A 22,700-nucleotide genomic window follows, 5' to 3' on the forward strand; every position below is an offset into this window, starting at 1 on the left:
CATGCACATCCCCACCTACTGGGCGCAGGCGCGCCTGCGGCATGAAAGCCGCCCCACCCACGGCATCACCGTCCAGCGCTGGGGATGGTCCGACACCAGCCAGGAAGCCGCCCAGGCCCACGCACAGGAGCGTGCTGCCCAGGCCCTGGAAGCCGCCCGCAATGCGGCGCTGCCAAAGGGCGAGCCCCGCATGGAATGGAAGAACGAGTACGCGCTCGACGGCTTCACCACCCCCATCCGCGAAGAAGTCCTGCAGCGCCGCGACGGCACGGTGATGACGCGCAACAGCTACGGCGCCCACTGCCTGAACACCGAGCGCGTGGCCATCGCCGATATCGACCTGCCCGAGCCGCCCAGCGCCGTGCGCTTTCCCGTCGTGACCCTGCTGTTGTTGGCTTCGGTCGCCATCTGGCTGGCCCGGCTGGCACCGCACAAGAACAATTCGCGGATGGTGGCCACGGCACTGGTCGTGCTGCTGCTGTTCCTGGCCATGCGGCGCGTACAGCGCTGGTGGGAAGCACGCCAGGCGCGCCAGCGTGCGGCCACGGACTCGCCGGCCGCGCGCGCCATGGAGCGCGTCCAGACCTTCCACCAAAGCCACCCCGACTGGGGACTGCGCGTCTACGAAACACCCAAGGGCCTGCGCGTCATCGTCACGCATGCCGATTTCGCATCGGACGATCCGGCCGTCGGGCGGCTGTTCGACGTCCTGCAGGTGGATCCGCTCTATGCCCTGCTGTGCGAGCGCCAGCAATGCTTTCGCGCACGTGTCTCCGGCAAGCCCTGGCGCATGGGCCTGACCGGCCTATCCACCTCGCTGCGCAGCTGGCCCGTTCCCGAAGACCGGCAGGAGGAGCGCCGCCAGTGGGCACTTGCCTATGACAGCAAAGCCCAGGGCTTTGCGGCCTGCAGGCTTCTGCAGCAACTGGGCAACCCGCGCATCTGCCCGGCTGCCGACGCCTTTGTGCAGTGGCATGACGAGGCCAGCCGCGCCCGCACGGATCTGCCGCTGGCCTAGCAAAAGCCCCGTGCACACAATCGCACACGGACGCGACACCCGACTTACACTGGCGCCATCCCCACGCCGCGCACTGCGCGGCCCCTTGATCCATTCCTGGTTTCGCAACCATGAAGGCCATGCCCCCCGCCCCACCTCCCCTGCCCACCGACAGCGCCGACTCCCCCGCCATCGAGCCCAGCGGAGCACGCTTCGCCAAGCCAACGGACGAGTCCGCGCCCTTTTGCGTGCTGGTCGTGGAAGACCAAGCCTCGGTGCGCACCAGCCTGGTCAGCGAGCTGCTGCACGCGGGCGTGACCCGCGTGCTGGAGGCCGCCGATGGCCCCAGCGCCCTGGTCCTGTTCCGCGAGCAGCGCCCCGACCTGGTGCTGCTGGACATCCGCCTGCCCGGCGAGGATGGCTACTGGGTCGCCCGCCAGCTGCGCGAGGCCGAGCCCGGCGAGTGGACGCCCGTCATCTTCCTGTCCGGCCTGGACAATGACCTGGATGTGTGGCGCGGCATCGAGGCCGGAGGCGACGACTACCTGGTCAAGCCCGTCAAGCCCATCGTGCTCGTGGCCAAGCTGCGCGCCATGCGCCGCCTGCTGGACATGCGCAGGCGCCTGGTATCGCTGTCGGCCGAGCTGCACGAGGCCAACCAGAAGCTCAATGAAATGGTCGAGCTCGACCAGCTCACGGGCCTGGTCAACCGCCGAGGCTTCGACCGCATCCTGCATGCCGAGATCGCCTCGGCCCGGCGCGAAGGCCAGCCGCTGACGCTGATGCTCTGCGACCTGGACCATTTCAAGCGCTACAACGACACCTATGGCCACGTGCATGGCGATGAATGCCTGAAACAGATCGGACGCCTGCTGCGCGAGGTCTGCGTACGCCCCCGTGACGTGGCGGCGCGCTATGGCGGCGAGGAATTCGCGCTCATCCTGCCGCGCACGCCACGCTCGGGCGCCATGACGTTTGCGCGCGCCGTGGGCCAGATGCTGCGCGTGCTGCGCATACGCCACCCCGACTCTCCCCATGAATCGGGTCTCACGCTGTCGGGCGGCATCACCACCTGCATTCCCGACGAATACACCAGCGCCGAAGCCATGCTCATGCGCGCCGACCAGGCACTGTACGCGGCCAAGGCGCAGGGGCGCGACCGCTTCTTCAGCTTCGAGATGCAGATGGACACGGTGGAGCAGCGCCGCACCTGACTGCCGGGCCTTGCGCCTGCGCTTACGATCGCAGCTCAATGCCGGGCGCGCGCGAGCTGCGCATCCGGGTCCCGAAAGCGGATTCCTGTTTCCTGAATGTTTGAAGTTATGCGTCGTTTTCAAGCGCACCTGCCCACCTGGATGCAGGATTGGCTGGAGTTCATCATCCCCGGTGCCCAGATCCTGCTGATCATCGGTGCGGCCTGGCTGCTCAATCGCCTGGTTCGCCGGCTGATCGCACGCGCAGGCCGGCACTACGGCCTGCCGCCGGAGCTGCTGGTGCCGCTGCGCGGCGTGTTCCGCTGGATTCTCATCGCCGCCACCGTGCCCCTGGTACTGGAGCGCCTGGGCGTCTCGGCCACCGTCCTGTGGACGGCCTTCACCGGCTTTGCCACCGTGGGCGCCGTGGCCTTCTTCGCGGCCTGGAGCGTGCTGTCCAACCTGTTCTGCGCCCTGCTCATCGTCATCGTCGGGCCCTTTCGCCTGGGTGACTACATCGAGGTGCTGGACACGGCTGAAAAGCCCGGCGCCAAGGGCCGCGTGATCGACATCAACATGCTCTACACCACCTTGCAGGACGCCCATGCGCCCGATGGCTCACCCAACCTGCTGCAGATCCCCAACTCGCTGATCTTCCAGCGCGTGGTCCGGCGCTGGAAGGGTGGTCTGGGTGTGGATGGCGAGCATGCCAGCCATGGCGAGGAGGAGCGCGCCATCCGCCTGACCACGCCGCATGATGCCCAGCCCTCGCAGCCGCCCATGCACACGACCAACTAAGCTCACCTTCCCACGAAAAAAGCCGCCGCCCGGTGCAGGGACGGCGGCTTTGTCGTTCAGCAGAGCCTCAGGGCTTGCGCGGCTTGACCTTGCTGGCGGCCAGCTTGGCGTTGGTGCGCGCCTGCTCCACGTCCTGGGCGCGCGCCAGGGCCACGCCCATGCGGCGCTTGACGAAGCTCTCTGGCTTGCCGAACAGGCGCAGGTCCGTGCCCGGCACGGCCAGGGCTTCGTCCACGCCGTCGAACACCAGGCCTTCGGCATCCTGCCCGCCATAGATCACGGCGCTGGCTCCGGGGTTGCGCAGCGAGGCATCCACGGGCAGGCCCAGAATGGCGCGCGCATGCAGCTCGAACTCGCTTTGCCACTGCGTGGCCAGCGTGACCAGCCCCGTGTCGTGCGGGCGCGGCGAGACTTCGCTGAACCAGACCTGCTCGCCCTTGACGAACAGCTCCACGCCAAACAGGCCCAGGCCGCCCAGGTCATCGGTCACCGCCTTGGCGATGTCGCGCGACTTCTGCAGCGCCGCCGGGTGCATGGGATGGGGCTGCCAGCTCTCCACATAGTCACCGGACTGCTGGATGTGGCCGATAGGATCGCAGAAATGCGTCTGCACCTGGCCGTCCGGCCCCTTGGCGCGCACCGTGAGCTGGGTGATTTCGTAGTCGAAGTCGATGAAGCCTTCGACGATCACACGGCCATGGCTCACGCGGCCGCCAGCCATGGCGTAGTCCCAGGCCTTGGCCACGTCGTCCGGGCCGTCCAGCTTGCTCTGGCCCTTGCCCGAGCTGCTCATCACGGGCTTGACCACGCAAGGGAAGCCGATGGCGGGCTGGCCATCGGTGCCGTCGATGGCGGCCTGCAGCTCCTGCTGCGAATCACAGAAGCGATAAGGGCTGGTGGCCAGGCCCAGCGTCTCGGCGGCCAGGCGGCGAATGCCTTCGCGGTCCATGGTCAGGCGCGCGGCGCGGGCCGTGGGGATCACGGTGACCACACCGGCTGCTTCCAGCTCTTCGAGCATGGACGTGGCAATGGCCTCGATCTCGGGCACGACCAGGTCGGGCTTCTCGGCCTCGATCAAGGCCTTGAGCTGGGCCGGATCGCTCATGGTGATGGTGCGCGCGTGGTGGGCCACCTGCTGGCCGGGCGCGTTCTCGTAGCGGTCCACGGCAATGGTTTCCACGCCCAGGCGCTGCAGCGCGATCAGCACTTCCTTGCCGAGTTCGCCGCTGCCCAGCAGCATGACTTTGGTGGCATGGGGGGAGTAAGGGGTTCCAAGGGTGGTCATCTGCGCGTCCTGTGAGCCAGGCGGAGCCTGGGCAAGATAAGAAAGAGAGGGAGGCAGGCCTGCACGGCCCGCAGCAGCCCCCGATCATAGGACGCCGACGCAGGCGCCGCCTACAAACCCAGCGCCTGCGCGAGGTTGCGCCGCGCCCGCGCCTCCAGCCGTTGCCGGAACCAGTCGGTGCAGTAGATGGCCTCGCGCTGCATGAAGCCCAGCAGCACCTCGCGGCGCTTGGCGCGGTACAGCGGCAAGGGCACCCATTCGTACTCGGCCCGCACCTGCACTTCGTACTCGGCAAACCGCAGGGGGTCGGCCGCGAGAATGCCCAGGTCGGCATCCACCAGCAGTTGGGCGTCGATTCCGGGTGGCTGTGCAGCGTGGCAGGTCGCCATGATCAGGCCGTGCACGCGCCCGGCCACATCGGCAGGCAGACCCTGCTCACGCAGCACGGCGGCGGCCCAGTCGGCGCTGCGCGCCTCGTTGTCCTTGGCTTGTGTTTGGTAGACAGCGTCATGGAACCACAGCGCCAGTGCCACCTCGCCGGGGTGCTCGGCCAGGCCCAGCGCCGGTTGCAGCAGGCCCATGGCCTCGCCCAGATGCTGCAGCGTGTGGTAGTGGCGCTGGGGCTCGCTGTAGCTTTGCAGCAGTTGGGCCAGCACAGGCTGCGGAGCGCTGGCACCCAGTGCGGACCAGGCGCTATCCCAAGACGCCTGCCAGGTCTGCAGCGATGCATCGTTGGCGGAGGGCATTTGGGGCCGTGGTCCAGCATGGGTCATCGCCAGTTCCTTCAATTTTCAGAAGATGCCGGGCGCCAGCGCCCGCAGCGGCGCACCTGCCGATGACAGCAGCCATGCCAGCAGGCCGCAGTTGAGCACCACGGTGATCCAGAACACCAGTTGGAATGAAGCCTTGCTGGACTTGTGCCGCAGCAGCCCCTGCGCGAGCAGCGCGCCGGGCCAGCCGCACAGCAGTGCCAGCAGGTGCAGACGGCTTTCGCTGGTGCGCCAGCGGTCGTTCCTGGCGGCGGACTTGTCGAATCCATAGACCATGAAGGTCACAAAGCTTGCCGCCGCATACAGGCCGACCAGTGTCCAGGGCATGCGGCCGCTCGAGGCAACAGCCAGCAGCACGCAGAAGAAGGCAGCGGCCAAGCCTACCGCCACCGGGCCTCGCACAGGCGGCAGAGGCCGCGAAGGCATGCCGGCACGGCTTCGCCGCGCAGGCTGCGGGCGGCCGGTCCTTGGTTCGCCAATGAAGGCCACATCCTGCGCGCGCCATTTTCCCTGGGCGTTGCGGCTGGGCACGTAGCTGACGCGCTCTCCGCCCTCGGGCCTGCGGCGGCGATCGGTGAAGGACTTGATATGGACAAAGACCTGCGCGCCGCCTCCATCGGGTTCGATGAAGCCGAAGCCCTGCTCGTCCTTCCAGCCGATGAGACGTCCCTGCTGCCGCATGGCGGGCTCAGTGGCTGCCGGCTGCGGCCGGCCGCGCATCCTGCTTGCATGGCTCGCCCAGGCAAATGCCTATGTCGCGCGCCATGGTGAGCAGGCCGTGGTCCAGGGGCACGGTGCGCTGGGTGTTGGCCACGCGGGAGATTTCCACGCTGCCGATCTCGCCACCCTGCAGGGTGACCATGCGGCCGAAGCGCCCCGACAGCACCAGTTGCGCCGCATGGTGGCCGTACTGCGTGGCCAGCACGCGGTCAAAGGGCGTGGGGTCGCCGCCGCGCTGTACATGGCCGAGGACCGTGGTGCGCACCTCGCTCCTGAGGTGGGGCTGCAGGCGTTCGCGCAGCACATGGCCGACGCCGCCCAGGCGGACCGGGTCGGGGCTTTGCTCGATGCGCTCGCGCACCGTGAGGCTGGCGCCGCTTTCCTTGGCGCCCTCGCCGATGCAGATGATGGTGTAGCGCTGGCGCTGCTCGCGGCCCCGGCAGAAGTCGACGATGGCCTGCAGGTCGTAATCGATCTCGGGCAGCAGGATGACGTCGGCCGCACCGGCAATGCCGGCCTCCAGCGCCAGCCATCCGGCATGGCGCCCCATGGTCTCGACGATCATCACGCGGTGGTGGCTGTTGGCCGTGCTCTCGATGCGGCGCAGCGCCTCGGTGGCCGTGGCCACGGCGGTGTCGAAGCCAAAGCTGCGCTCGCAATTGGCAATGTCGTTGTCGATGGTCTTGGGCACGCCCACGCAGGTCAATCCCACCTGTTCGGCCAAGCCATGCGCCAGACTCATGGTGCCGTCGCCGCCGATGGCCACCACCACGTCCAGGCCCAGCGCCCGAACATTGCGGCCCACATGCTCCAGCGTGGCCGCATCGCGCAGGGGGTTGGCGCTGTTGCTGGTGCCCAGGATGGTGCCGCCCACATGCAGGATGCCCGAGACCTCGTCCCAGCCCAGGGGCTTGACGCCGGGCGGGTCGAGCATCAGGCCCTCGAAGCCGTCGGCAATGCCCAGCACCTCGCACTGGCCGTGGTTGATCAGGGACTTGGTGACCGCACGGATCACCGCATTCAGGCCGGGGCAGTCGCCACCTCCGGTCAGCACGCCAACGCGCATGGGAAAACTCTCCTGTGAAACACCGGCCGACGCGCCCTTTACGACACGCACATGCCTTTGCAAAGCCCGCCTTGGCCCTCGGAGCGGCCAGCGGCGGCGTCCTTCAAGCCATCAAGGCAGCAGGTCCAGCGCCTGCAGATAGGCAGGCTGGCGCATGAGGTCGTCCCAGGGCTGGGGCACGGTCTCCGGCAGCAGGGCCACGCGGCGCGATTCGCTGTCGGCATCGGGCTGCCAGCGGCCGCTGCGCTGCGCGGCCTCCATGCCGGCCAGCAGCTCGTCCACATGCTCGCCCAGGCCCAGGCTCTGGTTGCACAGCAGCACCATGTCGCAGCCCGCCTCCAGCGCGGCCAGGGCCGCGTCGGTATAGCCGATGAGCTGGCCGTCGATGCGGCGCGCGCCCTCCATGCTCAGGTCGTCGCTGAAAATGGCGCCGTCGTAGCGCAGGCGGCTGCGCAGGATGTCCTTGAGCCACTTGGCAGAAAAACCGGCCGGGCGCTTGTCGACCTTGGGGTAGATCACATGGGCCGGCATCACGGCCGTGAGCACGCTGGACAGCCAGGGATAGGGCGCGGCGTCCTCGCCCAGGATGGCGGTGAGGCTGCGGCCATCGACCGGAATGTCCACATGCGAATCAGCCTTGACGAAGCCGTGGCCGGGAAAGTGCTTGCCGCAGTTGCCCATGCCGGCCTGCAGCAGACCGTGCATGAGGCTGCGGGCCAGCGCGGCCACCACGCGCGGGTCGCGGTGGAAGCTGCGGTCGCCGATGACGCTGCTGGCACCGTAGTCAAGGTCCAGCACCGGGGTGAAGCTGAAATCCACGCCGCAGGCACGCAGCTCGGTGCCCAGCACGTAGCCGGCCGCCGTGGCGGCATTCATGGCGGCCAGGGCGCCGCTGCCTTCGCGGTGCTTGCTGCCCTTGCCGTCGTCCATCCACATCTGGCCGAAGGCGCGCATGGGCGGCAGGTGCGTGAAGCCGTCGGCACGAAAACGCTGCACGCGCCCGCCCTCATGGTCCACGCAGATCAGCAAATCGGGCTTGACCGCCTTGATATCGGCGCACAGCTGCACCAGCTGATCGCGGCTTTCCCAGTTGCGGGCAAAGAGGATGATGCCGCCGACCAGCGGATGCGCCAGGCGCTGGCGGTCCACATCGGTGAGTGCCTTGCCGGCGATGTCGATGATGAGGGGTGCGTGCTCGGTCATGCCGGGAGTTCCTATGAATCCTGTGGAGTCAAAAAAGCCAGCGTCACGCTGGCCGGGTATCAGGCGCGGCGCTCGACCACGCAGAAGCTGGCCGCGTAGTCGCTCTCGTCGGTTACGGACAGGTGCACCTGCAGGTTGCGCGCCTCGAACCATTCCTTGAGCGCGCCGTGCAGCACGATGGCAGGCTGGCCACTGGGCAGCTTGACGACCTCGCAGCTGCGCCAGGTCATGGGCATGACCATGCCCATGCCTATGGCCTTGGAAAAGGCCTCCTTGGCGGAAAAGCGCGTGGCCACGAAGCGGATACCGCGCTCAGGCCAGCGCGCGCGGCGGGCACGCCAGGTGGCCAGCTCGCCCTCGGCCAGCACCTTCTCGGCGAAACGGTCGCCATGGCGCTCCAGGCTGGCGCGGATGCGGCGCACGTCGCAGATGTCGGTACCGATGCCGTAGATCATGGATTCGCTCCGCGAAAGCTTCAGGCGCGCGCCGCCATGCCCTGGTCTATGCACTGCTGGTAGGCGCGCACGGTTTCGGCGTAGCCCAGCTCCAGCGCGTCGGCAATCAGCGCATGGCCGATGGAGACTTCGAGCAGGCCCGGCACGCGCGCCACGAAGGCGGCCAGGTTGTCACGGCTGAGGTCGTGGCCAGCATTGATGCCCAGCCCGGCATCCAAAGCCGCCTGGGCCGCCGCCGCATAGGCCTGCAGTTGCGCTTCCTGGTCTGCCGTGCCCCAGGCAGCTGCATAGGGTTCGGTATACAGCTCGACCCGGTCGGCGCCCACGGCGCGCGCAGCGGCCATCTGGGCGGGCAAGGGGTCCATGAACAGGCTGACGCGCACGCCCAGCTGGCGGCATTCGGCAATCAGCGGCTTCAGGCGCTCGGCGTCCTGCGGGAAGTTCCAGCCATGGTCGCTGGTGAACTGGTCCTCGCTGTCGGGCACGAAGGTGGCCTGGTGCGGGCGCGTGTCGCGGATGAAGTCCATGAGGTTCTGCGTCGGGTTGCCCTCGATGTTGAACTCCGCCTGCGGCCACTGTTTCATCAGCGCCTGCAGTTCATAGACATCCTCGCTGCGGATATGGCGCTGGTCGGGACGCGGATGGATGGTGATGCCCTGGGCACCGGCCTCCAGGCAGATGCGCGCGGCGCGCGTCACGCTGGGAATGCCCAGGTGGCGCGTGTTGCGCAGCAGCGCAACCTTGTTGACATTGACCGACAGCGCCGTGCGCTGCGAAGCGTGGGAAAGATTCATAGCGATTGCAGATCCATCATCAGCTGGCGGGTGCGCAGCATGGGACTGCCGCAATGGTATTGCAGCAGGGCCCTCAGTTGGGGCTTGAGGGCCAGCGCCTGCTCGGGTTGGGCCACCACATGCAGCGTGGCATTGAAGGCCTGCCGGGCCTGCAGCGCGCTTTCAATGGCCTGCCATTGCGCAGCGCCCAGCACGGCGCGCTCGCCCTGCAGCGCCGGGCGCAGGCCGCCTTCGGCCACCAGCGCATAGCGGCGGCCTTCGGCCAGCGGCGCCAGCGTGGCGCTTTCCTCATTCAAGGCGGGCAGATGGCCCAGTTCGCGCAGCAGCAGCAGCTCGAAGGTGCGCAGCACGGGCTCGATGGCATCGCCATGCTGGCCCGCCAGCACGCGCACCACGCCGGCATAGATGTCGAACAGCGCCGCATAGGGATCGTCTCGCGCCAGCAGGCGCATCAGCAGCTCGTTGAGGTACAGGCCCGACATCAGGGCGTCGCCCTGGGGCATGACATGCCCGCCCACCCACTCGGCACCCTTGAGGGTGTGGATCTCGGCATTGCCCTCGCCGCCCAGGCTGTAGCTCAGGCTCAGCGGCTGCAGCGGCAGCAGCACGGGGCGAAAGTTCGAGGTCGGGCGCTTGACGCCCTTGGCCGCCAGCGCCACGCGGCCCCGGTGCCGCGTGAAGACCTCGAGGATCAGGCTGGACTCGCTCCAGTCATAGCTGTGCAGCACATAGGCCGGCTCATCCGAGACACGCTTGGCGCTAGCCATGGACAGAGGGCCTTGCGGGGAGGTTTCTCACTCGTAGCCGAAGGAGCGCACGCGGGCCTCGTCGTCGGCCCAGCCCGAGCGCACCTTGACCCAGACTTCGAGGAAGACCTTGGCATCCATGAGCTTTTCCAGCTCCTGGCGGGCCTCGGTGCTGATGCGCTTGAGGCGCTCGCCCTTCTCTCCGATGATCATGGCCTTGTGTCCGTCGCGCTCGACCACGATGGTGGCCGCCACGCGGATGAAGCGCTTGTGCTGCTTGCTGGCCTCTTCCTCGAACTTGTCGATGACCACCGTGGAGGTGTAGGGCAGCTCGTCGCCCGTGAAGCGGAACAGCTTCTCGCGCACGGTTTCCGAGGCGAGGAACTTCTCGCTGCGGTCGGTCAGCTCGTCGGGCGCATACATCCAGTCCTGCTCGGGCAGGTACTTCTCGCAGATGCCGAACAGGCGCTCGATGTCGCCCTTGCTCTTGGCCGACATGGGCACGAACTCGGCAAACGGATGGCGCTCCTGCATGCTCTTGAGCCAGGGGGCGATCTCGGCACGGCGGCCCACGGTATCGAGCTTGTTGGCGATCAGCAGCGTGGGAATGCCGGGCTTGAATAGCGACAGCACCTTGGCATCGGCCAGCGTGAACTGGCCGGCTTCCACGACGAACAGGATCAGGTCCACGTCGCCGATGGCGCCCATCACGGTCTTGTTGAGCGACTTGTTCAGCGCCGTGCTGTGCTTGGTCTGGAAACCCGGTGTATCGACGAAGATGAACTGCGTCGCGGCGCGCGAGCGAATGCCCGTGATGCGGTGGCGCGTGGTCTGCGCCTTGCGCGAGGTGATGCTGATCTTCTGGCCCACCAGCGCATTCATCAGCGTGGATTTGCCCACATTGGGCTTGCCGACGATGGCGATCAGGCCGCAGCGCTGCGGGCCTGTCGGCACCTCGGGCGCCTGGGCTTCATCAGGGGCGGATGCCGTGCGTGCTGCGCCGGCGCCGGGCTTGGCCGCAGCCAGCAGGGCATCGAGTTCGGCGGCGGTCTGTGCCGGCGCCGGAGGTTTGTCTTGGTTCATGCGTGTCTTGCTTTCAATAGTTCCAGCATGGCTGTGGCAGCCGTCTGCTCTGCGGCTCTGCGCGAGGCACCCGTTCCCCGCGCCTGCAATTGCAGCTCGGCAATCGCGCAGGCCACTTCAAAGGTCTGGCGGTGGGCGGCTCCCGTGGTGGCGACCACCTCGTACTGCGGCAGCTTCATGCGCCGTCCCTGCAACCATTCCTGCAGGGCCGTCTTCGCATCCTTTTCGGCTGCACGCATGTGGGGATTGATGTCCACGCCCTCGAAAAGATGGTGTACCACCTTCTCGCCCGCCGCGTAGCCGGCATCCAGATAGACCGCGCCGATCAGGGCCTCGACCGCATCGGCCAGGATGGAGGGGCGTTGCTTGCCGCCCGACTTGGATTCACCCTCGCCCAGGCGCAGCAGATCGGGCAACTGCAGCCTCAGCGCGATCTGGTGCAGCGTGCCTTCCTTGACCAGGTTGGCGCGCACGCGGGACAGATCGCCCTCGGGCATGGAACTGAGCCGCTGGTAAAGCAGGCTGGAAATGGCAAGGTTCAGCACCGAGTCACCGAGGAATTCCAGGCGCTCGTTGTTGTCTGCCGAGAAGCTGCGGTGCGTGACGGCACGCTGCAGCAATGCAGGCTCGGCAAATTGATGCTGCAGCCTCAGCTGCAGCGCATTCAGTAAGGGAGGCACCTATTGGGTCTGCTTCTTAAAACGGTAAGTCAGGTACGCGGGGCCCACGAGATGGATCTCGCGCGAATATTCAAAGCCCACCACCACACGGTCATTGATCTTGGTCACTTCGAGGTTCTCCCCCGTAATCGACTTGATGTCATCAATCTGGGCTGCGCGATTGAAGCTGGCTTTCACGTCCGCCACAGAACTACCCTCGCGGGCCGCCTTGTTGGCAGCCTTGACGATGGCCTGGTATTCCAGGAAGACCGGCACGGATTGTGCGCCCACGGCCACCACGCCCACGCCCAGGGCAATCACAAACACCAGTCCCAGAAAGGACAGGCCGCGCTGGCGCGAACGCCGGTTGTTCGATGTCAACATGCTTTTTCCTCCTCCGATGTGAATCCCTCGCGCACGCCCGGGCCACTGCTGTCCTCAGGCATGCATGTGATGTGATCAATGGAAGCTGCCGATGCGCTTGAAATCCCCGAAGTTCATCCAGACAAAGAAAGCCCGGCCCACGATGTTCTTGTCGGGCACAAAGCCCCAGTAGCGGGAATCCAGTGAGTTGTCGCGGTTGTCGCCCATCATGAAGTACTGGCCCTCCGGCACCTTGCAGGTGATGCCTTCGACGCTGTAGCGGCAGTTCTCGCGGAACTCGAAGCCGCTGGCGCCCTGGATGAAGGCGGGCACGTCCTGGTTCACGATCATGCGGTGCGGCTTGTCGCCCAGCGACTCCTCGTACTGCTTGAAGTAGCGCATCGCATCCTTGTCGAAGAAGTCGGGCAGTGCATTGACCGGGACTTCCTTGCCATTGATCGTCAGCCGCTTGTTCAGGTAGGCGATCTCGTCGCCCGGCAGGCCCACCACCCGCTTGATGTAGTCCAGGCTGGGCTGGGGCGGGTAGCGGAACACCACCACATCGCCACGCTGCAGCGGCGTTCCCTGCGTGATCTTGGTGTTGATCACCGGCAGGCGCACGCCATAGGTGAACTTGTTCACCAGGATCAGGTCGCCCACGAGCAGCGTGGGGATCATGGAGCCAGACGGGATCTTGAACGGCTCGAACAGGAACGAGCGCAGCACGAAGACGATCGCGATCACCGGGAACAGGCCTGCCGTCCAGTCCAGCCACCAGGGCTGCATGAGGATGCGGCCCTTGGCCTCTTCCGACACCTCGATGTCGGTCTTGGCGATGCCCATGCGGTCGAGTTCTGCGCGGCGTGCCACGGCAGCCTCCTCGATGGCCACGGCAGCGCGGCGGCGGCGCGGCAGGAAGTACAGCCGCTCGGCAACCCAGTACAGGCCCGTGACCACGGTGGCCAGGAACAGTAGCAGCGCGAAGTTGCCCTCGATGAAGCCTGTGTACCAGGCGCCGATATAGCCCACGAAGGCCGCGAGTACGACGGCCGTAATCCATTGCATGGCTTGCATCAATCCTCCACTTGCAGGATGGCCAGGAAGGCCTCCTGGGGCACTTCCACCGATCCGATCTGCTTCATGCGCTTCTTGCCGGCCTTTTGCTTTTCCAGCAGCTTGCGCTTGCGGGTGATGTCGCCGCCGTAGCACTTGGCCAGCACGTTCTTGCGCATGGCCTTGACGGTTTCCCGCGCAATGATGTTGGCGCCGATGGCGGCCTGGATGGCCACATCGAACATCTGGCGGCTGATGATCTCGCGCATCTTGGCCACCACGGCCCGGCCGCGGTACGTGGCCTGGGAGCGGTGCACGATGATGGACAGCGCATCGACCTTCTCGCCGTTGAGCAGGATGTCCACCTTCACCACGTCGGAGGCGCGGTACTCCTTGAACTCATAGTCCATGGAGGCGTAGCCGCGCGAGACCGACTTGAGCTTGTCGAAGAAGTCCAGCACGATTTCGCCCAGCGGCATCTCATAGGTGAGCATCACCTGGCGGCCGTGGTACTGCATGTTGATCTGCACGCCGCGCTTCTGGTTGGCCAGCGTCATCACCGGGCCCACATAGTCCTGGGGCATGTACAGGTGGACGGTGACGATGGGCTCGCGCACCTCCTCGATACGGCCGGCATCGGGCATCTTGGACGGGTTCTCGACCTGGATGACCTCGCCATCGCCCTTGACCACTTCGTAGACCACGCTGGGCGCGGTGGTGATCAGGTCCTGGTCGAATTCGCGCTCCAGGCGCTCCTGCACGATTTCCATGTGCAGCAGGCCCAGGAAGCCGCAGCGAAAGCCGAAGCCCAGCGCCTGCGAGACTTCAGGCTCGAACTGCAGGGACGAATCGTTGAGCTGCAGCTTCTCCAGCGCATCGCGCAACTGGTCGTACTCGCTGGCTTCGGTGGGGTACAGACCCGCGAACACCTGGGGCTTGATTTCCTTGAAGCCAGGCAGGGCCTCGGTGGCAGGAGCCAGATTGTTGGGAAGCTTCTTTTCCAGCGTGATGGTGTCGCCCACCTTGGCTGCCTTGAGCTCCTTGATACCGGCAATGATGTAGCCCACCTCGCCAGCGCGCAGCACGTCGCGGGGCACGTCGGCCGGAGTGAACACGCCCAGGTTGTTGGCTTCATAGGCAGCGCCCGAGGCCATCATCTTGAAGCGCTCGCCACGCTTGAGTTCACCATCGACCACGCGCACCAGCATCACGACGCCGACATAGGTGTCGAACCAGCTGTCGATGATCATGGCGCGCAGCTGGCCATTGGGATCGCCCTTTGGCGGCGGCACCTTGGCGACCACCGCCTCCAGGATCTCTTCGATGCCCATGCCGGTCTTGGCCGAGCAGGGAATGGCGTCGCTGGCATCGATGCCGATGACATCCTCGATCTCGGCCCTGGCATTTTCGGGATCGGCCTGGGGCAGATCCATCTTGTTGAGAACAGCCGTCACTTCCACGCCGAGTTCCAGCGCGGTGTAGCAGTTGGCCACGGTCTGCGCCTCGACGCCCTGCGAGGCGTCCACCACCAGCAGCGCTCCCTCGCAGGCTGACAGCGAACGCGAGACTTCATACGAGAAGTCCACGTGGCCGGGCGTGTCGATGAGGTTGAGGTTGTAGACCTGGCCATCCTTGGCCTTGTACTGCAGGGCTGCGGTCTGCGCCTTGATGGTGATGCCGCGCTCTTTCTCGATATCCATCGAGTCCAGCACCTGGGCTTCCATGTCACGGTCAGCCAAGCCTCCGCAACGCTGGATGAGGCGGTCAGCCAGCGTCGACTTGCCATGGTCGATGTGCGCAATGATGGAAAAATTTCTGATGTGGTTCATCAACGGGAAGGACTGCTAGTGAAAGTGGAAAACGACAGGGCCGGCGCGCAAGAAAAAAGGGCGCGTCCATGAACGACGCGCCCCGAACCAACAATCTCTGGCAACTGCGATAGTTGGGACTTTATTGTAGGCAAAACGGGCTGAAAACCAAGCCCTGACAAGGCCTGCAAAGGTCCGGGCTTGATCTGTCACAATTATTTATCAACAGTTTATCAACAGAACCGCCGAGCCATTTCTCGCCCGTCGATCACCGGATAGTGCGGTGCTTTTGCACCGCAACAATCCCCTTTGAAAACAGGTTTCTGACGCCTTGAGCCGTCACGCTTTGGTGGGGCATTTTACCCAATGCCCCAAGGGGCATGGGCGGCTCCGGGTCAGGATTCCGAGGGTATTCCCCAGGATCCGGAAAACCGCCCTCCCCTGCGGCCTCAGCGCGTCGGACGGATCAGCACGTACTGTGCCCATTCCCCACGGCGCACCAGCAGGTTCACGGGCTTGCTCTTGTCCACCTTGGCCAGCGTGGCCTCGAAGCTCTTGAGCCCCGTGATCTCGACATTGGCCAGCTGCAGGATCACATCGCCTTCGCGCAGGCCCGCACGTGCCGCAGCCTCGACAGCCGCCGTCACGCGCACGCCGCCCTTGATGCCCAGCTCCTTCTTCTGGGCATCCGTGAGCTCGGCCAGCGTCAGGCCCAGCGGCTGGGAAACCAGGGTGCTGCCCTTGCCGGTGGCCTTGGCCTGCGGAGCCGCGCCGTCGGGCTCGACCTCGGCGATCACCATGGTCAGATCCTTGGCTGCGCCGCGACGGAACACGGTGATGGTGCTGCGTGTGCCGGGCTTGGTATTGCCCACCAGGCGCGGCAGGTCGGCCACCTTGTCGATGGCCTTGCCGTCGAACTTAATGATCACGTCCCCGGCCTCGACGCCCGCCTTGGCAGCGGGCGAATCCGGCTCGACGGCCGACACCAGTGCGCCCTGCGCCTTGCCCAGGCCAATGGATTCGGCAATGTCCTTGGTGACCGGACCGATCTGCACGCCAATGCGGCCTCGCGTGACCTTGCCGGTGGCGCGCAACTGGTCGCTGACACGCACGGCCTCATCGATCGGAATCGCGAAGCTGATCCCCATGAAGCCGCCGGAGCGCGAATAGATCTGGCTGTTGATGCCCACGACCTCGCCGCGCATATTCAGCAACGGGCCGCCCGAGTTGCCGGGGTTGATGGCCACATCGGTCTGGATGAACGGCAGATAGTCGCCCGTATCGCGCTGCTTGGCACTGACGATGCCCGCCGTGACGGAGTTGTCGAGGCCGAAGGGCGAGCCGATGGCCATCACCCACTCGCCGACCTTGAGGCGGTTCACATCGCCGATCTTCACGGCCGGCAGCCCTGTGGCGTCGATCTTGACCACGGCCACGTCGGTGCGCTTGTCGCTGCCCACGATCTTGGCCTTGAACTCACGCTTGTCGGTCAGCGTGACGATCACCTCGTCAGCTCCTTCGACCACGTGGGCATTGGTCATCACAAAGCCATCGGCCGTCAGGATGAAGCCGGAACCCACGCCGCGCGGCTGCTCCTCGTCAGGCTGTGAACGCGGTTGGGGACGTTGGCGCGGCACATTGGGCACGGGCAGCCCGAAGCGGCGGAAGAATTCGAGCATGTCCTCGTCCATGCCCAGCGCCTCGGCAGAGTTGGCGGACACCTTCTCCAACGTGCGGATGTTGACCACGGACGGGCCGACCTGCTCGACCAGATCGGTGAAGTCCGGCAGCCCCCGCACCACGGCGCCACTTTGCGCATGGGCGGCACTCACCGGCACCAGCATTCCTGCGCTGCCTGCAGCCAGCGCCAGAACGCCGGCCAGTGTGCAGGACTGCAGCGTCTTCCATCGAACAGTGGTCATGGTCATCCTTTCCATCTCAATCATTACGTTGCCCCGACGCCATCGCGCCCAGGCGGTTTGTTCGGACACATGGCAGCCGACTTGCTTTCGGACGAACGTCACATTCTGGCGCAGTCCTGGCGAGCATCGGCCAGACGATGGCTCAGAAGCCTGAAAGACGCGGTTAGTTCCCGAATCGGCAGCATGCATGGGGCGCGGGCCGCCGTGCATGGAGCACAAATGACTGCACCCGCGTCCATTTCAATGCCGAAAGGCTGGACGCGGGTGCAAAAGAAGGCAGGAGAGCAATGCTCTCCTGTGAGATTCAGCGCTGGTTGGCGCGCGGTGCCGAGGCGAAGTTGGCGTTGCGCAAGAAGCTGGCAGGCATCTGCAACGTGGCGGGCCCACTGTATTGCGGATGGGAGGCCAGCAGCGCATCCAGGCGCGGATCACGCAGCATCACGCTCTGCCCGTAGGGTCCGGCCACCGCAACGACCGAGGAAGACTGGGCCGTATCGCCAAGCGGGAAATCCTGGGCATTGCCAGCCACCGCAACCGGCGCCGACGGAGCACCCGTCTCAAGGGCCGCCAGGGCCCGGCCAGGCGCCGCGCCGGGACCGGCAGGCGCGCCCAGCATCACGCTCCAGCCAATGGCAGCCACGGCCGCCACGGAGGCAAAGCCCGCCGCCATCTTCCAGCGAAATACCGAGGCATTGGCCGCCTCGCGCAGCGGCGCGCCATTGATCACGGCCCGGTCCTGCGCCGGATGCGCAATTTGCGCCAGCTCTTCAGTGGCCACGGAAACCAGCGGACGGCGAGGCTCGTTGGCCAGTTGGGCGCGGATTCCGGAGAGCACATCATGCCGGCTGTGATGGGCCAATTCCGGGGAACGCAGCACATCGCCCACGAGGTGGTACATGCGCCACTCCTGCTGGCCTGCGTCGCTTTCGGCATAGGCCAGCACGGCCTGCAACTCTGCGGCAGAGAGTTCACCATCAGCCAATGCCGACAATTGTTCGCGCTTCGTCAGATCGTCATTCATGATCAATCACCTGCTTGTCTGCTTTGAGACCCTGTACCCAAAAAATGCGCCACCGGCGGCCACAACCCATCACGCCTACCAACGCTTGCCCGACTGGCGCTCCAGCAAAGGCTTGACCCTGGCTGAAATCGCTTCCCGTGCGCGAAAAATCCGTGAGCGCACGGTGCCGATGGGGCAACCCATGGCGTTCGAGATTTCCTCGTAGCTCAGGCCTTCGATTTCCCGCAACGTGACAGCCTGTCGGAGATCCTCGGGCAAAGCCTCCATGGCGGCGTTGACTGCCTGGGCAATTTCCTGGGCTGCCAGGATCGTTTCGGGCGTTTCTTCGGTGGTTAGTTCCTGGCTGACCCGGGAAGTTTCATCATCGTCATCCCCGTTGTGTAACGCGCTTTCGGTGATGAGCGGCGAGCGCTTCATGTCCAGCAGCGCCTTCTTGGCAGTATTCACGGCAATGCGGTACAGCCAGGTATAGAACTGGGCATCACCCCTAAACTGGTGCAGGGCCCGATAGGCGCGGATGAAGGTTTCCTGCGCAATGTCCGGCACCAGGTCCACGTCGCGCACCATGCGGCCGATGAGGCGCTCGATGCGGCGCTGGTACTTGATGACCAGTAGCTCGAAGGCCCGCATGTCTCCTGCGTTGGTGCGCTCGACCAGAGCCAGGTCGCTATCGGCAGAAGAAGGCGGGAATTCGGGAGGCGTCATGAAATCGGTGAAGACGGGCCGCGGCGGCCCTGGCGCAGTCATTGCGCCCGTTCTGTAGGTCTGGCCGGGGAATATACAGCACGCCGCAAATCACCCCAGGTTTCCGGACTCTGCCTGCACAACAGGAGAAGCCAGCGGGAGCTGCGCCAACGCAAGGGCCCCGCCGGCACCATGGAAACCAGGGGAAGGACCTGCACCCACAACCACGATCCACCATCGGCTCTCACCTGCAGCAGCACCGGCTGCGCAGCCTGGCCTGGGTCCGACTCGCAGATCGACCACTGCACGCCATCCCAGGCGATGAAACCCTTACCCAGGCTGTGCCATCCATGCCACATGCCGGCAGCAGCAACCAGGCAAACCGCAACGGCCACGGCTGCAGGCCACCACCCTGACTGGAGATTCAAGGCCCATGCCAGCAAAAGCATGGCGGCCAGCAGCCAAAGCGCACAAAGACACACTGCCACGGTGCGCGATAGCTTCAGCGGATGGCGAACTGCGGGCGGCGCATGGCGAGACGGCATGCCTGCAGTGTCGCAAAACCGCAGCATGACCGACATTTATCCTGCTTTCACCTGGCACATGCGCGAAATAAAAAAGCCCGCTCCCTTGCGGGGCGGGCTTTTCATGTGCGTTGCGCAGGCCTCAGATCCGCTTGAACACCAGCGTTCCGTTGGTGCCTCCGAAGCCGAAGTTGTTCTTCACTGCCACCTCGATCTTCGCGTCCCGTGCCGTATTGGCGCAGTAGTCGAGATCGCACTCCGGGTCCTGGTTGTCCAGGTTGATGGTCGGAGGAATCTTTTGCTCGTGCAGTGCCAGCACGGTGAAGACGCTCTCGATGCCACCAGCACCGCCCAGCAGGTGACCTGTCATGGACTTGGTCGAACTGACAACGATTTTCTTGGCGTGATCGCCCAGAGCCGCCTTGATGGCGTTGGTCTCGTTGAGGTCGCCCAGCGGCGTGGAAGTGCCGTGCGCGTTCAGATAGTCGATCTGGTCGGCATTGATGCCGGCATTTCGCAAAGCTGCCAGCATGGCACGGCGCGGGCCGTCCATGTTGGGTGCCGTCATGTGGCCGGCGTCGGCACTCATGCCGTAGCCACACAGTTCGGCGTAGATCTTGGCACCGCGGGCCTTGGCATGCTCGTACTCTTCCAGCACCAGCACGCCCGCGCCTTCGCCCAGCACGAAGCCGTCGCGGTCCTTGTCCCAGGGGCGCGAAGCGGCCTTGGGATCATCATTGCGCGTGGACAGGGCGCGCATGGCGGCAAAGCCGCCGACGCCCAGGGGGGAGACCGTGGCTTCCGTGCCACCAGCCACCACCACATCGGCATCGCCGTATTCGATCATGCGTCCTGCCTCGCCTATGCAGTGCAGCCCGGTCGTGCAGGCAGTCACCACGGCAAGATTCGGCCCCTTGAAGCCGAAGCGCATGGACACATGGCCAGCCACCATGTTGATGATGGAGGCAGGCACGAAGAACGGCGTGATGCGGCGCGGTCCGCGCGCAGCCAGTTCCGCGTGGGTGTTCTCGATCAGCGGCAAGCCGCCGATGCCCGAACCGATCACACAGCCGATGCGCGTGGCCAGATCATCCGACAAGGCCTCGCCCGTGGGCAGACCTGAGTCCTGCACGGCTTGCGCCGCAGCAGCGATGCCGTAATGGATGAAGGTGTCCATGGAGCGCGCATCCTTGGCGCTCATGTACGACTCCACATCGAATCCCTTGACCTCGCCTGCAATCTTGCAGGCAAAGTTCGAGGCATCGAACTTGGTGATGAGGTCAATGCCGGACTGGCCGGCCAAAAGATTGGCCCAGGCGTCGCCCACCGTGTTACCCACGGGGGAGATGCAACCCAGGCCGGTCACGACAACGCGACGACGGCTCATGCGTAAAACCTTCTGCTGATCGCTCGGGTCAGGGCCCTATCAGGCCTTCTGGTGGGTGTTGGCGTAGTCGATGGCGTTTTGCACCGTCGTGATCTTTTCCGCGTCTTCGTCGGGGATCTCGATGCCGAATTCATCTTCCAGGGCCATCACCAGCTCCACCGTGTCCAGGGAGTCAGCACCCAGATCAGCCACGAAGGCCTTTTCGTTGGTGACTTGAGACTCTTCAACGCCGAGTTGTTCGGCAATGATTTTTTTGACACGTGCTTCGATATCGCTCATGGTTTCCCTCTGGGGGTTGTGAATGAACCCGCGATTCTAGCTGCTTCGGGCCTCAGGCCCTCTTCAGCCGGCCGTCGCGAGGAAACGGCCTCTTCTGTTGCAAGCAACGCCGGCTTCTGGCAGGGGTCTGCCCGAAGCCGGCGTTGCACTTACATGTACATGCCGCCGTTGACGTGCAATTCCTGGCCGGTGACGTATCCCGCACCCGCAGATGCGAGGTAGGCCACGGCATGGGCGATGTCGCTGGGTTGACCCAGATCGCCCATGGCGATCTGCGATTTGAGGGCGTTCTTCTGCTCTTCGGGCAGCTCCGCCGTCATGTCGGTGGCAATGAAGCCAGGCGCCACGCAGTTGACCGTGATGCCGCGGCTGCCCAGTTCACGGGCCAGCGCACGCGTCATGCCGGCAACGCCGGCCTTGGCGGCTGCATAGTTGGCCTGACCGGGGTTCCCGGAGGCGCCAACGACGCTGGTGATGTTGATGATGCGGCCAAAACGCTGCTTCATCATGGGCCGAATGGCCGTACGGCTGACTCGGAAAACCGCCTTGAGATTGGTGTCGATCACCGCATCCCAGTCGTCGTCCTTCATGCGCATGGCCAGGGTGTCGCGTGTGATGCCGGCGTTGTTGACCAGCACATGCAGGCCGCCGTCATTCTTGACGATGCTGTCGATCAAGGCATCGACGGCCGCCCCATCCGTGACATTGAGGTTCACGCCGCGGCAGCCCTCATGGGCCGACAGGGCCTGGCCGATCTTTTCCGCGCCGCCGTCGGTGGTGGCCGTGCCGATCACGCGGTAGCCGCGCGATGCCAGCTCCTGGGCAATGGCAGCACCAATGCCACGCGAGGCACCCGTCACCAGGGCAACCTGGGGCTTGTTCTGGTTGTCAGTCATGCGAGGGATTCTTTCACGTCGGCCAGCGTGGCCGGATCATAGAGGGCAGCGGCCGTCAGGTCCGCGTCAATCCGCTTGGTCAGGCCCATGAGCACCTTGCCGGGACCGCATTCGACGAGATGCACGATGCCGCGCGCCTTCATGGCCTGAACGCATTCAACCCAGCGCACCGGGCCAAAGGCCTGGCGATACAGCGCATCACGGATGGCATCTGCGTCTTGCTCGACCGCCACGTCGATGTTGTTGAGCACGGGAATCTGCGGCGCAGCCAGCGCCGTGGCAGCCAGCGCCGCCCTGAGCTTTTCGGCCGCAGGCTTCATCAGGCTGGAATGGAACGGCGCTGACACGGGCAACGGCAGGGCACGCTTGGCGCCTGCGGCCTTTAGGGCTTCGCAGGCCTTTTCGACAGCAGCCTTGCTGCCGGCGATCACGGTCTGCGAAGGATCGTTGAAATTGACGGCTTCGACGACTTCAGCGCCACCCAGGGCAGCCGTGACCTCGGCGCAGCCTGCGCGCACCTTGTCGGCGTCCAGACCCAGGATGGCCGCCATGGCGCCTGTGCCCACGGGCACGGCCTCCTGCATGGCTGCAGCACGTAGGCGCACCAGCGGGGCAGCCTGGGCCAGCGTCAGCACGCCCGAGGCGACCAGGGCGGAATACTCGCCCAGCGAATGACCTGCCACGGCATCGGGCAGCGCGCCGCCTTCGGCCTGCCACACGCGCCAGGCGGCCACACCGGCCACCAGCATCACGGGCTGGGTGTTGGTGGTGAGCGCCAAGGCTTCCTTCGGTCCTTGCTGGATCAGCTGGCCGATGTTTTCACCCAGCGCCTCGGAGGCTTCGGCCAGCGTCTGCGCCACGACAGGATGGTCACCCCATCCGTCGAGCATGCCCACCGATTGCGAACCCTGGCCGGGAAAGACGAATGCAAACTTCTTCATATTTTCAAAAATAAAAGCCGCGCCATGGGAGCCTGCCGACAGGCAGGCATCCC

23 protein-coding genes are annotated in these 22,700 nt (G+C 65.4%); 3 read left to right on the plus strand and 20 right to left on the minus strand.

What is annotated here, in order from left to right; translation table 11 throughout:
• Nucleotide 1: 1 nt before the first annotated feature.
• The 3 genes from A4F85_RS24710 (at nucleotide 2) to A4F85_RS24720 (ending at nucleotide 2,988) form a co-directional block, all read left to right on the plus strand.
• On the plus strand, nucleotides 2–1,018 hold the full coding sequence (locus A4F85_RS24710; protein WP_063328130.1) for a hypothetical protein: 1,017 nt from the start codon (nucleotides 2–4) through the stop codon (nucleotides 1,016–1,018).
• 110 nt (nucleotides 1,019–1,128) lie between these two features.
• Nucleotides 1,129–2,211 carry a GGDEF domain-containing response regulator gene (locus A4F85_RS24715; RefSeq protein WP_012207049.1) on the plus strand — a complete coding sequence of 361 codons (1,083 nt, stop codon included), beginning with the start codon at nucleotides 1,129–1,131 and terminating at the stop codon, nucleotides 2,209–2,211.
• Between the two features lie 108 nt (nucleotides 2,212–2,319).
• Nucleotides 2,320–2,988 (plus strand): mechanosensitive ion channel family protein, encoded by a 669-nt coding sequence (locus A4F85_RS24720; protein ID WP_013801006.1) that lies wholly within the window; start codon nucleotides 2,320–2,322, stop codon nucleotides 2,986–2,988.
• A 67-nt stretch (nucleotides 2,989–3,055) separates the two neighbouring features.
• Here A4F85_RS24720 and purT read toward each other — a convergent pair whose 3' ends face one another.
• The 20 genes from purT to fabD form a co-directional block, all read right to left on the minus strand.
• Nucleotides 3,056–4,273 (minus strand): formate-dependent phosphoribosylglycinamide formyltransferase, encoded by a 1,218-nt coding sequence (gene purT / locus A4F85_RS24725; RefSeq protein ID WP_063328131.1) that lies wholly within the window; start codon nucleotides 4,271–4,273, stop codon nucleotides 3,056–3,058.
• 110 nt (nucleotides 4,274–4,383) lie between these two features.
• Nucleotides 4,384–5,046, minus strand: a complete 663-nt coding sequence (locus A4F85_RS24730; RefSeq protein WP_063328132.1) for an HD domain-containing protein — start codon at nucleotides 5,044–5,046, stop codon at nucleotides 4,384–4,386.
• Between the two features lie 18 nt (nucleotides 5,047–5,064).
• Complete coding sequence (locus A4F85_RS24735) at nucleotides 5,065–5,724, minus strand: DUF1294 domain-containing protein (protein ID WP_063328586.1); 660 nt, start codon at nucleotides 5,722–5,724, stop codon at nucleotides 5,065–5,067.
• 7 nt (nucleotides 5,725–5,731) lie between these two features.
• Nucleotides 5,732–6,829, minus strand: a complete 1,098-nt coding sequence (locus A4F85_RS24740) for a 6-phosphofructokinase (protein ID WP_063328133.1) — start codon at nucleotides 6,827–6,829, stop codon at nucleotides 5,732–5,734.
• Nucleotides 6,830–6,940: 111 nt separating this feature from the next.
• Complete coding sequence (nagZ, locus tag A4F85_RS24745) at nucleotides 6,941–8,032, minus strand: beta-N-acetylhexosaminidase (RefSeq protein WP_034396680.1); 1,092 nt, start codon at nucleotides 8,030–8,032, stop codon at nucleotides 6,941–6,943.
• 59 nt (nucleotides 8,033–8,091) lie between these two features.
• Entirely contained in the window at nucleotides 8,092–8,487 is a 396-nt protein-coding gene (gene acpS / locus A4F85_RS24750; protein ID WP_013801000.1) for a holo-ACP synthase, read from the minus strand.
• Between the two features lie 20 nt (nucleotides 8,488–8,507).
• On the minus strand, nucleotides 8,508–9,281 hold the full coding sequence (locus A4F85_RS24755; RefSeq protein WP_063328134.1) for a pyridoxine 5'-phosphate synthase: 774 nt from the start codon (nucleotides 9,279–9,281) through the stop codon (nucleotides 8,508–8,510).
• Nucleotides 9,278–10,048 carry a DNA repair protein RecO gene (gene recO, locus A4F85_RS24760; RefSeq protein ID WP_012207058.1) on the minus strand — a complete coding sequence of 257 codons (771 nt, stop codon included), beginning with the start codon at nucleotides 10,046–10,048 and terminating at the stop codon, nucleotides 9,278–9,280. Before recO ends, A4F85_RS24755 begins: the two co-directional genes overlap by 4 nt.
• Before the next feature lie 27 nt (nucleotides 10,049–10,075).
• Nucleotides 10,076–11,110 (minus strand): GTPase Era, encoded by a 1,035-nt coding sequence (era, locus tag A4F85_RS24765; protein WP_012207059.1) that lies wholly within the window; start codon nucleotides 11,108–11,110, stop codon nucleotides 10,076–10,078.
• Entirely contained in the window at nucleotides 11,107–11,790 is a 684-nt protein-coding gene (gene rnc, locus A4F85_RS24770; RefSeq protein ID WP_012207060.1) for a ribonuclease III, read from the minus strand. The genes era and rnc overlap by 4 nt, the downstream gene beginning before the upstream one ends.
• A complete protein-coding gene (locus A4F85_RS24775) occupies nucleotides 11,791–12,153 on the minus strand; it encodes a DUF4845 domain-containing protein (protein WP_063328135.1) in 363 nt (120 codons plus the stop codon). It lies immediately after the preceding gene.
• A gap of 75 nt (nucleotides 12,154–12,228) precedes the next feature.
• Complete coding sequence (gene lepB, locus A4F85_RS24780) at nucleotides 12,229–13,206, minus strand: signal peptidase I (RefSeq protein ID WP_012207062.1); 978 nt, start codon at nucleotides 13,204–13,206, stop codon at nucleotides 12,229–12,231.
• Nucleotides 13,206–15,014: a translation elongation factor 4 gene (gene lepA / locus A4F85_RS24785; protein WP_063328136.1), complete on the minus strand. Its 1,809-nt coding sequence runs from the start codon at nucleotides 15,012–15,014 to the stop codon at nucleotides 13,206–13,208. The genes lepB and lepA overlap by 1 nt, the downstream gene beginning before the upstream one ends.
• Before the next feature lie 428 nt (nucleotides 15,015–15,442).
• Nucleotides 15,443–16,915, minus strand: a complete 1,473-nt coding sequence (locus tag A4F85_RS24790; protein ID WP_063328587.1) for a DegQ family serine endoprotease — start codon at nucleotides 16,913–16,915, stop codon at nucleotides 15,443–15,445.
• A gap of 304 nt (nucleotides 16,916–17,219) precedes the next feature.
• Nucleotides 17,220–17,936, minus strand: coding sequence for a sigma-E factor negative regulatory protein (locus A4F85_RS24795; RefSeq protein ID WP_063328137.1), 717 nt, complete (start codon nucleotides 17,934–17,936; stop codon nucleotides 17,220–17,222).
• A 75-nt stretch (nucleotides 17,937–18,011) separates the two neighbouring features.
• Complete coding sequence (gene rpoE / locus A4F85_RS24800) at nucleotides 18,012–18,641, minus strand: RNA polymerase sigma factor RpoE (RefSeq protein WP_043783676.1); 630 nt, start codon at nucleotides 18,639–18,641, stop codon at nucleotides 18,012–18,014.
• Between the two features lie 645 nt (nucleotides 18,642–19,286).
• Entirely contained in the window at nucleotides 19,287–20,531 is a 1,245-nt protein-coding gene (gene fabF / locus A4F85_RS24805) for a beta-ketoacyl-ACP synthase II (protein WP_063328138.1), read from the minus strand.
• Between the two features lie 39 nt (nucleotides 20,532–20,570).
• Nucleotides 20,571–20,810: an acyl carrier protein gene (gene acpP / locus A4F85_RS24810; protein WP_003058049.1), complete on the minus strand. Its 240-nt coding sequence runs from the start codon at nucleotides 20,808–20,810 to the stop codon at nucleotides 20,571–20,573.
• A 149-nt stretch (nucleotides 20,811–20,959) separates the two neighbouring features.
• On the minus strand, nucleotides 20,960–21,706 hold the full coding sequence (gene fabG / locus A4F85_RS24815; protein WP_012207068.1) for a 3-oxoacyl-ACP reductase FabG: 747 nt from the start codon (nucleotides 21,704–21,706) through the stop codon (nucleotides 20,960–20,962).
• The gene (gene fabD, locus A4F85_RS24820; RefSeq protein WP_063328588.1) at nucleotides 21,703–22,647 is read right to left on the minus strand and encodes an ACP S-malonyltransferase; all 945 of its coding nucleotides are present in this window, start codon (nucleotides 22,645–22,647) and stop codon (nucleotides 21,703–21,705) included. Before fabD ends, fabG begins: the two co-directional genes overlap by 4 nt.
• Between the last annotated feature and the right edge of the window lie 53 nt (nucleotides 22,648–22,700).

Source organism: Delftia sp. GW456-R20, assembly GCF_001622915.1.
Lineage (GTDB): Bacteria > Pseudomonadota > Gammaproteobacteria > Burkholderiales > Burkholderiaceae_C > Comamonas > Comamonas acidovorans.